A 13,384-nucleotide genomic window follows, 5' to 3' on the forward strand; every position below is an offset into this window, starting at 1 on the left:
TTCTTAATTCCGTTGTGTTGGGCGAATGTTAGACATTATGCCAAGCGGTGGACTAGACCGTTTAGCGATTACGCTGACGCAGCCACACCCTTGCTGCTTCAGCATCCAATTCAATTTGTTGTTTCAATGCTTCAAATGAGTCAAATTTATGCTCATCGCGAAGCTTATGTAAAAGTACAATTTCTAGCTGCTTGCCATATAAATTGGCTTGAAAGTCAAATAAATGCACTTCTAGTTGCTGGCGAACCCCGTTCACGGTTGGTCGGTTGCCAATATTTGCTACGCCCCCAATTGGTTTGCCTCCAAGGCCTAAGGCCTCAACGACATAAACGCCCGATACAGGTGACACGCAACGCTTCAGTGGGATATTCGCGGTTGGAAAACCAATGGTTCTTCCTAACTTGCGACCGTGTGATACTCGACCACTGATGCTGTAATCTCGACCCAGCATTTCTGCTGCTGAGTTCAACTCATCGCTTGCCAATGCTTCGCGTATCGCAGTACTGCTGACACGCAATTGCTCAAGACAGAAACTTTGTGTGCTCACCACTTCAAAACCATGTTTTTCACCGGCTTCTTTGAGCATCTTGAAGTTGCCTTTTCGGCCTTTGCCAAAGCAGAAATCATCACCAACGACGAGAAACTTAACACCCAATCGCTTCACCAACAAGTCGCTAATAAACTCGTCCGGAGTCTGATTAGCAAAGCGCTTGTTGAAATTCACACAAAGTAAGCGTTGTATGTTCAATTTGCTCAGTTGAACAAATTTGTCTCTCAGCCGAGTTAATCGTGCTGGTGCTTTCTCTTTTGCAAACAATTCCAAAGGTTGAGGTTCAAAAGTCATGACCGTAGCAGGTAAACCTAATTTGGCTGCCTGTTCAGATACTTGACGCAGTACTGCTTGGTGACCCAAATGCACACCGTCGAAGTTTCCTATCGTCAGGACACACCCAGAATGGTGTGCTTTGATATTGTGAATACCTCGGATCAATTCCATTGGAAGCTTCTAATTCCTGTCTCTTTTATTATTAGCAAAGCGTGAAACTGACGGATTATATACTAATCCTACTTATTCTGTCGCTGCTTTTAAATCTTTTAAACGCACACCCATTATGAGGAGCGATACCAGGTAAACACCCGCACCTAATCCAATCAAAATGGTCAGTGACATCACTCGCTCAAACAGGCTCCACGTCAGCCACACTGACATGTCTTCTAATTGCCAGAGAATCGCTGCAACCATCAGCCCTCCAGCCAAAGCCAGCTTAGCAACAAAAGCGACCGTGCGGCTCGTCAGCTTGTAAACACCTGCCACGTGTAAGCCTCTATACAATAGAGACATGTTAACAAACGCAGACAATGCCGTTGCGATTGCCAAACCAACATAGCCATAGAACCAAGCAAAAATGGCGTTAAAGACCATATTGGTCACCATAGCAATGATGCCATATTTGACCGGTGTTTTAGTGTCTTGGCGAGAGTAATACCCCGGCGCTAGCACTTTGATCAGCATAAAGTTGAGCAAGCCAGAGGCATAGGCCACCAGAGACATCGAAGCAAACTGAACATCCTGAGGGCTGAACTCACCACGCATAAACAGCACCATCAGCATAGGTTTCGCTAATACCATCAAACCTAGCATCGCTGGAATACCAAGCAGTGTCACCATGCGGACTCCCCAATCCATCGTATGTGAGAAACCGTCACTGTGGGAATCGACATGCTTGCGTGATAGTGCCGGCAAAATGACCGTTGCGATGGCAATGCCAAACAATCCAAGCGGGAATTCTAACAGGCGATCAGAATAGTAGAGCCAGCTGATAGAGCCTGTCTGAAGGAAACTGGCAATAAAGGTATCAAACAGCAAATTGATCTGACTGACCGATACACCAAATAAAGCAGGGATCATTAGAGTGCGGATTTTCACTACTCCAGGATCACGCCATCCCCATTGAGGCTTAACCATGACGCCTGCTTTAATAAGGAAAGGGATCTGGAACAAAAACTGAACCAAGCCACCAAGGAATACCCCAATAGCAAGACCGATTTCAGGCTGCGCCATATTCGGCGAAATAAACCACGCCGAGAGGATGATCATGACATTGAGAAACACTGGCGTAAAAGACGATACCGCAAACTTACCCATGGTATTAAGAATCGCACCAGATAACGCGACAAAAGTAATGAACCATAAATAAGGAAAGGTGATCTTGAGGATGAAGCTCGCTAACTCAAACTTTTCAGCCGATGGCCCGCCGTTCATCCAGTCCAGGAACCAGCCAAAGCCAAATAGTGCCGTGACCACACCAGAGCCTAAAACTCCCAGCACTGTAACGATAGAGACAAGTACACCTAAAGTACCCGCAGCTCTGGCAATCAACTGACGGGTTTTATCCATATCACCTGCGGCATGGTACTCCGTCAATACTGGTACAAATGCCTGAGAAAACGCCCCTTCAGCAAACAGGCGACGTAAGAAATTCGGAATTTTATTGGCAAAGAAGAAGACGTCAGCGCTGGCGCCCGCCCCCATCAAATTCGCCACTACTACATCGCGCACTAAACCAAGCACACGAGAAATCAAAGTCATAGCACTAACAATCATGCCTGACTTGAGCAGACGTTTACTCACAGCTACCTCGGGAATCCTGCAATACTTTCAATAAGGCTCCACTCTATGACAGGAATGTCGGGGCTAGAGCAGATTAGTATTAGCAATGAAAAAAAAATACTGATAGAATCCCCGCCATCTTAACCGTGAAGACCTATCTAATCCAAAATTTGTTTGGCTCCGATTGGTTTTTACACAAATCATTTGACATTTAAGCGCAAATGAGGGATATTCCTCGCCCTTAAATTGTCACCGAACTTAAGTTTTTGGGAGTTAGACCCTTGGCAAATAGTAAATCTGCTAAGAAGCGCGCTATCCAAGCTGAGAAACGTCGCCAGCACAACGCTAGCCGTCGTTCTATGATGCGCACTTACATGAAGAAAACTGTTGCTGCTATTGAAGCAGGCGACAAAGAAGCTGCAACTGCTGCATTCGCTGTAGTTACACCTATCCTAGACCGTATGGCAACAAAAGGCCTTATTCACAAGAATAAAGCAGCTCGTCATAAGTCTCGTTTCGCTGCTGCAATCAAAGCTCTTTAATAGAACTCTGATTCCCCAGTGAAGAAAAAACCGGCTAGCGCCGGTTTTTTTATATCTCAAATTCAGTACTGAGCCGCCCAGCTCTCATGTCACACCTAATCCATAGCTTCGCTGCAGTATAAACTGTGCAATAGATGGATCATCGACTTCACTTCTTCACTACTCAATGTATAAAACACAGTTTGTGCTTCTTTACGTGTATTCACTAAGCCATCACGGCGCAGCCAGGCTAAATGTTGCGACAACGCAGACTGACTCAGCTCAAGCTTGCTACACAATTCCCCAACTGACAATTCTTGGTTATGCAATAAGCATAAAATCTGCAAGCGCCTCTCATTCGCCATCGCTTTCAGTAGTACCACCGCTTTGGCAGAATTCTTTTCCATTTCTTGTAAATTCATCGGCTAGTACCCCTTGAAACAACAAAACATCAACAAATCTCAGCCTGCAATTTATAAATTGATACATTTATAGCTGATACTAATCTATTTACATCCAGTAATCTATTTGTAGAAATGAAAAAGAACCTCACTGGAAGAGATTCGTGAAGTCTGCATCACAGACATTCTTCACCGCTGGGTGTTGAATCATTCGCTCAGCAAAAATAACGTAATATTCCTCTTTGAGTTCATCGATGTGTCCAATCAACTGCAAAGGTAAATCACTTTCTACCTCTGATACATATAAAGAAGGTGCAAGAAAGATGACATCATGATGGTAACGAGCGAATGACTTCATTAATGCAACGTCATCAAACTCTCCCAGAATATTCGGCTGAAGACCTTGTCGATCAAACCATTGTAAGACCTTACGTCCCATTGCCGTGCGGCTACCCGGTATCAACAGCTTTCTTTGCTCCAATACTGCCGGGAAACGCGCCTGATCCACAGTGCTACTAGAAAAAAAGCTCATATTGCACTCCCCCAGTTTTTTACTGTACAAACCAGGGCTTTGACTAGAGTCGACCGGGCAATCAGACAAAATCATATCCAATTTGTGTTGAGCAAGCTGCTCAAGCAGCATTTCATGCGTTGATTCAAAACAACGCAGATGAATGCTGTTATCGGGTGGCACTGTAGTCATTAAAATCTTACTGACCAATCGTTTAGATAAGGCATCCGCCACCCCCACATCAAACAGAATATTAGAGCGTTGGCTATAGTTGACGATATCCAGCATCTCGTAACTCAGACCGAACATACGATCAGCGTATTTAAACACTAGCTGTCCCAGCTCCGTGGGCTCAATACTTCTGCCATTTCTTTTGGTCAGTTTGCCATCCATGCGCTCTTCTAGAGCTTTAATTTGCCCTGTTACCGTTTGAGGAGTAAGGAACAAAGCATCGGCCGCCTTGGTCACTGAACCCTGTTTACATACCATCCAAAAGTAATAGAGATGGTTGTAATTTAAGTGCGACATGAAAAATCTCTCTGTATTACATATGGCTATGGTTATAGCAGAACCTTCAGATGACAACAATAACTCGAAAAAACCTTTCTTTTATTTAAAAGTAGATAGTTTTACCGAAAACACAAAAAAGTTATATGACAGCCTTGTGTCAGAATCGCTGGCTAAAAATTGCGATTTTGTGAAATAAGCCCTCTTTAAACACAAATCTTAAGACTTCAAAAACAAACAAAAATTTCATTATTTATCAAAGCCTTAAAGTGCATGTAAATTTAAAAATACATGCACTAAACCCGTGTCCAGATAAATAATTTTCTATTACACACAACTGTAATATTAATGAAATATTTCCCATCTAGTATCGCCCACAGTTTCAACAACCGACCAATACAAACTTAATACGGTCCACGGAGAAAAATTATGAACCAAGCTACTACTACAGCGGCGCCTATATCGAGCACTACTCGCTGGTTACGCTGGGCTAACTTGGCATTCATGTTATATCTACTGCTTCTAGCAGTATCTATGGTAGGCAGTGGCTTTAAATGGGCAACAGGCGATCAAGCTAAAGTCTTGTTCGAATTCGCATCTCACCCAGTAGCAGGCCTGATGATCGGTCTTGTCGCAACAGCTCTTATTCAATCTTCTAGCACAGTGACATCGATTATCGTTGGTCTAGTGGCTGGCGGCCTTCCAGTAGAAACCGCAATCCCAATGATTATGGGTGCAAACATTGGTACTACAGTAACCAACACATTAGTTTCCCTTGGTCACATTCGTGATAAAGAAGAGTTCAAACGTGCTTTTGCAAGTGCAACAATTCACGACTTCTTTAACCTTCTGGCCGTTGCTATTTTCCTACCATTGGAAATGATGTTTGGCATTCTGGAGAAAATTTCTCACTGGTTAGTGTCACCATTCCTAGCGACTGGCGACATGAGTATGAAAGGCCTGAACTTCATCAAGCCAATCACTAAGCCTGTTGTAAGCGCAGTGAAAGAGCCTCTTGCTACATTTGGTGATACTGTTGGTGGCGTACTACTTATCGTTATTGGTATCGCAACCATCTTCGTTGCTATCACTGTGATGGGTAAACTGATGAAGAGCCTAATGGTTGGCCGTGCTCGTGAAATTCTAAAGAGCGCTATTGGTCGTGGCCCGATTCACGGTATTTTCTCTGGCTCTGTGGTTACTGTACTGGTTCAGTCTTCATCAACAACAACCAGCCTAATGGTTCCACTGGTTGGCTCAGGTGTATTGAAAGTTCGTGACGTATACCCATTCACTCTAGGTGCCAACATCGGTACATGTATTACCGCACTATTGGCGGCAACAGCAGCATCAGGTGAGTTCGCAGTATTCGCTCTACAAATTGCTTTGGTACACCTAGCGTTCAACATCCTAGCCACAGTCTTTATCTTTGGTATTCCGTTCCTACGTGAACTACCAGTTAAAGCCGCTGACATCATCTCTGATATGGCAGTGAAGAACAAGGCTGTAGTGGCTGGTTACCTTATTGCGGTATTCCTTGTACTGCCAGGTAGCATCCTAGCACTGACTGCTTAATTCAAAGCACCATCGCTTATTCAAAGCCCGCAACCTAGGTTGCGGGCTTTTTTGTTTGTCTACGCTTAGCTGATGAAGAAGGGAACGGGGTTTCATCCTGCGGATGAGCTAAAGAGCTAAGTTGTGGTTAAGTGAACAATACTAGTTTTCAACGAGGCGACGCTCGATCCCACTTTCCAGTAACAAAACGCTCCATAAGGTGCCGCCCGTTCTTTCTCGCTTAAAAAAGCCGCCCTGCGATAGGCGGCTCTTTAACAACTCGTGCTGATTACACTGAGAATGGGTATTGGATCGGATCATGGTACTCGTAGCCCTCAACCCAGAAATCATCCAGCGTGACCCAAGTTTCCAAATCTTCTAGAGACTTGATATCCGGGTTGATATGGAACCTAGGTGATGCCAAAGGCTCTCGCTTCAACTGAACGTCACGCATCAACTCAAGCTGATCTTCATAGATGTGAGCATTCACTATCTTGTGGTAAGCCAGCCCCGGTTTTTTACCTGTAATCTGAGCCATAATAGCCAAGAACACGTACACCTGAACCATGTTGAAATTCAGGCCAAGAGGCACATCACATGAGCGCTGAGTACTATTGAGGTAAAGCGTATCACCTAACAACGAGAAGTGATGGCTATACATGCAAGGGCGTAAACACCCCATATGGAACTCACCTGGGTTGTAGAAGTTGAGGATTTCGCCGCGGTCATCAACCCCACGCGTTAAATCATCAACAATCTTACGTAGCTGGTCGATATGACCACCGTCAGGCTTAGCCCAAGCACGCCCCTGAACACCATAAACGCGGCCCATGTCATCCTCACCTTTTCGATAAGGGTTATTGAGCCAAGCTTGGTTTAGGTTTGCATTAGCGTCCCAAGTTTTGGTACCGAGCTTGCGAAAATCTTCCGCACTGTCGTAACCACGAATATAACCGAGTAGCTCAGCCACCGCGGCTTTCCAAAAGCTTTTACGCGTTGTCACTAATGGGAACTGGTTGTGGCCAACATCATAAGTCAGATCAGCGTTGATAACCGTCAGGCAGCGTTTGCCTGTACGTTCGTTTTCAATCCACTCACCTTGCTCAACAATTCGCTGACAGAGATCTAAATACTGTTTCACACCCGTTCCTTACTTCGTTTGTTGTGGAATTTCATCTTTATAATGACCACGCTTGTAAGCCCATACCATCATCAGGATACCAACGATAACCATAGGTAGAGATAGGATCTGTCCCATAGAGATAAATCCACCGAACAAACCAAGATGGGCATCAGGCTCACGAACGTATTCAACAAGGAAACGGAATGTACCATATCCTGCTAAAAATAGCCCTGAGACCGCACCGAGAGGGCGTGGCTTTTTGATGAACCAATTAAGGATGAAGAACAACACAATGCCTTCAAGAAGCATTTCATACAACTGAGATGGGTGGCGAGGTAAAGGGCCGCCATTAGGGAAGACAATCGCCCATGGCACATCCGTCACTCGGCCCCATAATTCGCTGTTCATGAAGTTACCTAAGCGCCCCATTCCGAGGCCAAAAGGTACTAATGGCGCGATAAAGTCAGCAACACCGAAGAAAGTACGACCATTCTTCTTGGCATACCAGAACATTGCCGTGATGACCCCAAGCAGTCCACCGTGGAATGACATGCCTCCGGTCCACACTTTGAACAGGTACAGAGGGTCTTGGAGGAACAAATCAAAGTTGTAGAAAATAACGTAACCGACTCGTCCGCCGATCACCACCCCAAGGAAACCAGCAAACAGCAGATCGGAGACTTGCTCTCTCGTCCATCCACTGTCTGGCTTATCTGCTCGTCGATTGGCTAGCCATAAAGCAAACGCAAAACCGACCAGATACATCAGCCCATACCAGCGAATTGACAGTGGACCGATCGAAACCAGAACAGGATCGATATTAGGAAATTCAAGGTATCCCTGAGACATAGAATAATTACTCTTTTGGTATTCAGATAATTAGATGAGAGTCCGTTACAGCAACATAGTTCCGGCAACAAAGACTAAAAAGACCGCAAAGATTTTTTTCAATGTTGCCGTCGGTAAGGATGTCGCCAATTTAGCGCCGATGCGAGTCGTCAACATGGATGTCGAAGCAATGGCAATCAGTGCTGGCACATAAACATATCCCAAACTGTAAGCTGGTAATGATTGTGCCTGATAACCATGCAAGATGAAACCTATCATACCTGAGATGGCGATAAAGCAACCGCACACAGAAGAAGAGCCGACCGCTTTACGCATTTCAATACCGTGTCGATTAAGAAATGGCACAGACAACGACCCGCCCCCGATACCTGCTAAGCTCGACACCATCCCAATCCCAGTGCCAATCGCTACAGTGGCACTGTTGCCAGGCATGATTTTCTGGCTCTTGCGCTTTATCGAAAACAGCATTTGCACCGCTAAGCACAGCACTATCACGCCAAACACTTTCGGTAGGTACTGGGAAGGAATCCACTCCGCAACATTCGCGCCGAGAAAACCGCCCACGACCACGCCGGGCATCAGCCATTTCACCACATACATATCCACATTACCGAGTTTGAAGTGATTAAATGCCGAAGAACCTGAAGTGACAATAATGGAAGCCAGAGAGGTCGCCAAAGCGATTTGCATACTAATCGCGGGATCAATCCCAGCCATAGGAAGCAAGAAGAGCAACGCTGGCACCACAATCAAACCACCACCGATGCCAAGCAGTCCTGCCATCACTCCAACAATACCACCAAGAAGGAGCAGCAAGACTAAAAATTCAATATTCACGTTTTTCCTTATCGTTTACCAGCACGGATAAAGCCTGCAAAGCCTTTCTCCTCAAAGAAAGTTTGCATCATAGTATAAATGTCATTGCCATAAGGCTGCATCAGAGCTTTGTCAGCAAGTTCGCGTAATTCCGTACTATCGATATGACGCAGTAAGTACTTCACCTTAGCAACATTCGACGTGTTCATACTCAAGCTACGGTAACCCAGCCCCACCATGAGAAGCGCGCCGATAGGGTCACCCGCTAATTCACCACAAATACACACCGGCAGTTGAAGTTGCTGACAAGTCTGTTGGATATGATTCAGTGCCATGATCACAGCAGGATGCATCGACTCATACACATCCGAGACTCGCGCATTGTTGCGATCCACGGCAAGTAAGTATTGCGTCAGATCGTTCGTACCAATAGAAACAAAATCCACTTTTTCCGCAATCAGCGGCAACAGATAAATCATTGATGGTACTTCGATCATCACACCAATAGCTGGCATTTTAACTCGTTCATCCAATTCAGCGACTTCTTGATGAGCACGCTCTATCAAATCAATCGCATCATCCAATTCTTGAGCCCCTGATACCATTGGCAACAAGATGCTCAAATTATCGTGCTCCGCACTGGCTCGCATCATGGCGCGAATTTGCATCAGGAAGATATCTGGATGATCAAGCGTAAAACGAATGCCACGCCAACCAAGGAAAGGGTTATCTTCTTCAATTGGCAGGTAAGGTAGCGCTTTATCTCCACCAACATCTAGCGTACGCATGACCACGCGCTTGTCGGGGTATGTATTCAGGACTGACTGATACTGAAGAGTTTGTTCGTCTTCAGAAGGAAAACGATGTTGAAGCAAAAAAGAAATTTCGGTTCGATATAGGCCGACCCCATCGACCCCTTGGTTCACGGCAATGTTCGCATCTGCGCTCAAACCAGCGTTGAGCATGACTTCAATACGCACATCATCGCTGGTGCATGCCGGTTCAAGAATTCGCTGGTTGACCATGGTCGCCAGCTCGCTCTCTTCATGAGCCAGCTCGCGATACTCTTTGAGTAGCTGCTTACCTGGAGAGACAAAAATCTTACCGCTGTAACCATCGACGATGCCACGCTTGCCATTAATCGGCTTAGGATTAAGTGTCACCCCCATCACTGCAGGAATACCCAGCGCACGAGATAGAATTGCCGCGTGAGAGTTTGCCGCCCCTTCGAGGGAGACTACCGCAAGGAGCTTTTCCTTAGGAATCGAAGCCAGCAAGGTTGCTGTTAACTCGCGTACAACCAATATAACGGGCTTTTCAATAGAAGGCTGATCTTTCTCGGTATTGTGGAGGAAGAAAAGTAAACGTTGACCTAGCTCTTTTATGTCCTGTGCACGCTCTCTGAGATACACATCTGACATACGAGCAAAACGGTTAGAGTAGCTCTCAACCACTTGCCTCAACGCCCAATCAGCGCGATCCCCCTTTTGAATCTGCGTTTTGAGGTCCTTTCGCAACATTGGATCATTCAACAAGTGCGTAAACAGATCGAATATCGCTAAGGTATCTTTGTTAATTTCGCTATCGAGCTTTTTACGCATACGACGAAAATCACTCAACGCATCTTCAATCGCCAGCAGTAACCACTCTTGCTCACGGTCAATGTCCAAGGTCGAAGCCGGATACACATCCGCTAAATCTGGTTGTGTGTCATCCCACCAAAACTCGCCGATAGCCACACCGGAGGATGCGGGAATACCTTTGATGGTATGAAGTTTCTTCTCGAGACGCCAATGCCCCTGAGTTTGAGCATGAGCAATGATCACCGCTAGCTGAGCAGCTAATGTGACCAGAAAAGACTCTTCCATCTCATCAAACTGGCGCGGTTGCTTTTGTTGGACCACCAGTACACCAAGCACCTGCTTGCGATAGATGATCGGGGTGCCCAAAAAGCTTTGGTAGACCTCTTCGCCAAGTTGAGAGAAGTATTTGAAATTAGGATGCCGAGAAGCTTCAGCAAGATTGAGAGGTTCAGCGCTGCGTTTGACCAAGCCGACCAAACCTTCGCTGAAGTTGATGTGGATTTTATTGCCTTTGAAACGCAAGCCTTGAGTCGCCATCAACTCAAGGCGCTGCATCTCTTCGTTAGCGAGATAGACAGTGCAACACTCTGTATTCATCGCGCTGCAAGTTTGCTTAACTAAAACCTTCAATGCCTGATGCACATCTTCGATTTTAGATACCTGTTCAACTATGTCCCTTAGTTGAGAAAGCATGCCTATCCTCTTCTGTGTTTACGCTTACCCTTAGCTCTGCGCTCTTTAAACGGCATCGCTACAGAGGCGAATTCTTTCATTGCTCGACGGTATACATCGCGCTTAAAAGACACCACTTGCCTGACTGGATACCAATAACTTACCCAACGCCAACCATCAAATTCAGGGGAATTTCCTCGCTGCATATTAATTCGTGATTCATCACAATCCAGACGAAGAAGGAACCATTTCTGTTTTTGTCCGATACAGACAGGTTTTGAATCCCAGCGCACTAATCGCTTTGGTAGTTTGTACCTTAACCAATGACGGCTAGTTGCCACAATTTTTACGTCTTTTTTAGTAAGACCAACCTCTTCATATAGCTCGCGAAACATTGCCTGTTCAGGTGTTTCGCCGTCATCAATTCCCCCTTGAGGAAATTGCCAAGAATGTTGCCCGTATCGTTTAGCCCAGAAGACCTGACCATGGTTGTTACAGATTACAATTCCCACATTTAAGCGGTAACCATCGCCATCTATCACTGGCCAACCTCTAATAAATTCTTAATTACAGTGATTTTTCCACATATCCCCAGATGTAGCAAACTTACTAGTGTGACTGATACGTAAAATATGGCGTAACTTAGTCTTTATGGATAACTTTTAACCCGAAACACGGTTATTCACATAAAGGTGAGACATAGTCCACATTTATTCACCTTTTCTGTGCATAACCATGTGAAGAATCTTAGAGAAAGTGATCATTCTTTATCCATGATCACATCAGGTTTAATACAAGTTTTCAAACATCAAAAATAAAATACATATAAATCATAAAGATAAATAAAAACAATCAAAGTAATCACCAAGATACCGATCGATAAAACAACACTCACTCAGATCGGTCAAAGATCCACCACCGAGACTTTTATCCACACCACCAACTCAGCAAGGCAACTTATGACCAAAAACTCAAGCAAATTATTGCCCCTAAAACACTGTTAATTCATACACTCCTGATAAAAACCCCTCCAATCTCAACAACACCTGTGGATAACCCCTTAACTGATGATCTTTTAGACACTAAGATCAACTTTCAATCAGCCACATTTGGATCGATTTCCGTTACAATAACGGCCACGTTTGACCACCCCGATGATCCACATGAAGCCCGAACCTAAATCAGAAACCGAACTGCTCGATCGAGCGAGAGATATTGCTGGCGTGAGTTTTAAGGAACTGGCGGATGAGGCGAACCTAACAGTTCCACCAGATCTCAGAAGAGATAAAGGCTGGGTGGGTCAACTATTGGAATGGCATCTGGGCGCAATTGCGGGAAGCAAACCCCAACAAGATTTTGAACAGCTCGGGATCGAGCTGAAAACGATCCCGATCAGCTATACGGGCAAACCTTTGGAAACCACCTTTGTCTGTGTCGCACCATTGATGGGAGTACAAGGACTGACTTGGGAAACCAGTCACGTACGTAACAAGCTATCACGAGTGCTTTGGGTTCCTGTCGAAGGGGAGCGAGAGATCCCACTTGCTGAGCGCCGGGTAGGGTCACCTTTAATATGGTCACCAAGTGAAAGCGAAGAGTTACAGCTCAAAACGGATTGGGAAGAATTAATGGAACTGATCGTACTGGGACATGTAGAACAAATTACCGCTCGACATGGTGAAGTCCTGCAACTGCGACCAAAAGCCGCGAATAGCAGAGTATTGACCGAAGCGTATGGATCGAGCGGCAAGCCTATAATGACTTTGCCGCGAGGGTTCTATCTTCGAACTCAATTTACGGCTCAGATCCTTGAACAAAACTTTGTTTGATCTAATGCGTGGTCAATGACAGTTCAACATCATGATAAAGCGGGCCATCTCCAGCACCACATTCATCATAAGCGTTATGTAACCTTAGATAAGCCCTTTCAACTCCCAAACGTAATAGCTCTTCTTTGACAGAGTCGAGAGACTCAAAGTGAATCGGCTCATCATCTTGTTTAATCGGTTCCAGTTTATGCTTGTATTCCACTGCAAGAAGGTAATGTGAGAGATCCGAACAACCAATAACAAACACCTTAGGTGGCTGATAACTGTCTTTGTGATGTCCATGAATCCATTTATCTAATTGGCTTTTTTGCATAGCTCACCTCCACTTTTAAATTCTAGTTAACTATACAAATTTTGCGAAATTGTTATCGATTACCGTTTCTTCTAATGTGACGATGCCCTATATT

General features: G+C 45.1%; 13 protein-coding genes. 3 read left to right on the forward strand and 10 right to left on the reverse strand.

Annotation, left to right across the window (positions count from 1 at the left end):
* Positions 1–61: 61 nt before the first annotated feature.
* Together ribF and murJ are read right to left on the reverse strand one after the other, a co-directional pair.
* Complete coding sequence (ribF, locus tag VIC_RS02950; RefSeq protein ID WP_006957714.1) at positions 62–997, reverse strand: bifunctional riboflavin kinase/FAD synthetase; 936 nt, start codon at positions 995–997, stop codon at positions 62–64.
* A gap of 72 nt (positions 998–1,069) precedes the next feature.
* On the reverse strand, positions 1,070–2,632 hold the full coding sequence (murJ, locus tag VIC_RS02955) for a murein biosynthesis integral membrane protein MurJ (RefSeq protein WP_006957715.1): 1,563 nt from the start codon (positions 2,630–2,632) through the stop codon (positions 1,070–1,072).
* A 260-nt stretch (positions 2,633–2,892) separates the two neighbouring features.
* Between murJ and rpsT the strand changes: the two genes are divergently transcribed.
* Positions 2,893–3,153 (forward strand): 30S ribosomal protein S20, encoded by a 261-nt coding sequence (gene rpsT / locus VIC_RS02960; RefSeq protein ID WP_006957718.1) that lies wholly within the window; start codon positions 2,893–2,895, stop codon positions 3,151–3,153.
* A 95-nt stretch (positions 3,154–3,248) separates the two neighbouring features.
* On the opposite strand, the gene VIC_RS02965 is transcribed toward rpsT, so the two are convergent.
* Complete coding sequence (locus VIC_RS02965) at positions 3,249–3,554, reverse strand: ArsR/SmtB family transcription factor (RefSeq protein WP_006957719.1); 306 nt, start codon at positions 3,552–3,554, stop codon at positions 3,249–3,251.
* A gap of 127 nt (positions 3,555–3,681) precedes the next feature.
* Entirely contained in the window at positions 3,682–4,572 is an 891-nt protein-coding gene (gene nhaR / locus VIC_RS02970) for a transcriptional activator NhaR (protein ID WP_019275515.1), read from the reverse strand.
* A 408-nt stretch (positions 4,573–4,980) separates the two neighbouring features.
* Here nhaR and VIC_RS02980 point away from each other — a divergent pair, with 408 nt between their 5' ends.
* Complete coding sequence (locus tag VIC_RS02980; RefSeq protein WP_006957724.1) at positions 4,981–6,126, forward strand: Na/Pi symporter; 1,146 nt, start codon at positions 4,981–4,983, stop codon at positions 6,124–6,126.
* Between the two features lie 268 nt (positions 6,127–6,394).
* Here VIC_RS02980 and VIC_RS02985 read toward each other — a convergent pair whose 3' ends face one another.
* Genes VIC_RS02985 through rppH form a run of 5 tightly spaced genes read right to left on the reverse strand, consistent with a single transcriptional unit; the run spans position 6,395 to position 11,690 of the window.
* Positions 6,395–7,246 (reverse strand): thymidylate synthase, encoded by an 852-nt coding sequence (locus VIC_RS02985; RefSeq protein ID WP_006957726.1) that lies wholly within the window; start codon positions 7,244–7,246, stop codon positions 6,395–6,397.
* Positions 7,247–7,255: 9 nt separating this feature from the next.
* The gene (lgt, locus tag VIC_RS02990) at positions 7,256–8,077 is read right to left on the reverse strand and encodes a prolipoprotein diacylglyceryl transferase (RefSeq protein WP_006957728.1); all 822 of its coding nucleotides are present in this window, start codon (positions 8,075–8,077) and stop codon (positions 7,256–7,258) included.
* Positions 8,078–8,122: 45 nt separating this feature from the next.
* On the reverse strand, positions 8,123–8,914 hold the full coding sequence (locus tag VIC_RS02995) for a sulfite exporter TauE/SafE family protein (protein WP_006957730.1): 792 nt from the start codon (positions 8,912–8,914) through the stop codon (positions 8,123–8,125).
* Positions 8,915–8,922: 8 nt separating this feature from the next.
* The gene (gene ptsP / locus VIC_RS03000) at positions 8,923–11,169 is read right to left on the reverse strand and encodes a phosphoenolpyruvate--protein phosphotransferase (RefSeq protein ID WP_006957732.1); all 2,247 of its coding nucleotides are present in this window, start codon (positions 11,167–11,169) and stop codon (positions 8,923–8,925) included.
* 2 nt (positions 11,170–11,171) lie between these two features.
* Entirely contained in the window at positions 11,172–11,690 is a 519-nt protein-coding gene (gene rppH / locus VIC_RS03005; RefSeq protein ID WP_006957734.1) for an RNA pyrophosphohydrolase, read from the reverse strand.
* 621 nt (positions 11,691–12,311) lie between these two features.
* Between rppH and mutH the strand changes: the two genes are divergently transcribed.
* The gene (gene mutH / locus VIC_RS03010) at positions 12,312–12,977 is read left to right on the forward strand and encodes a DNA mismatch repair endonuclease MutH (protein WP_006957736.1); all 666 of its coding nucleotides are present in this window, start codon (positions 12,312–12,314) and stop codon (positions 12,975–12,977) included.
* A gap of 1 nt (position 12,978) precedes the next feature.
* Here mutH and VIC_RS03015 read toward each other — a convergent pair whose 3' ends face one another.
* Positions 12,979–13,290 carry a DUF6482 family protein gene (locus VIC_RS03015; RefSeq protein ID WP_006957738.1) on the reverse strand — a complete coding sequence of 104 codons (312 nt, stop codon included), beginning with the start codon at positions 13,288–13,290 and terminating at the stop codon, positions 12,979–12,981.
* Positions 13,291–13,384: the final 94 nt, after the last annotated feature.

The organism is Vibrio coralliilyticus ATCC BAA-450 (assembly GCF_000176135.1).
GTDB classification, from domain to species: Bacteria; Pseudomonadota; Gammaproteobacteria; order Enterobacterales; family Vibrionaceae; genus Vibrio; species Vibrio coralliilyticus.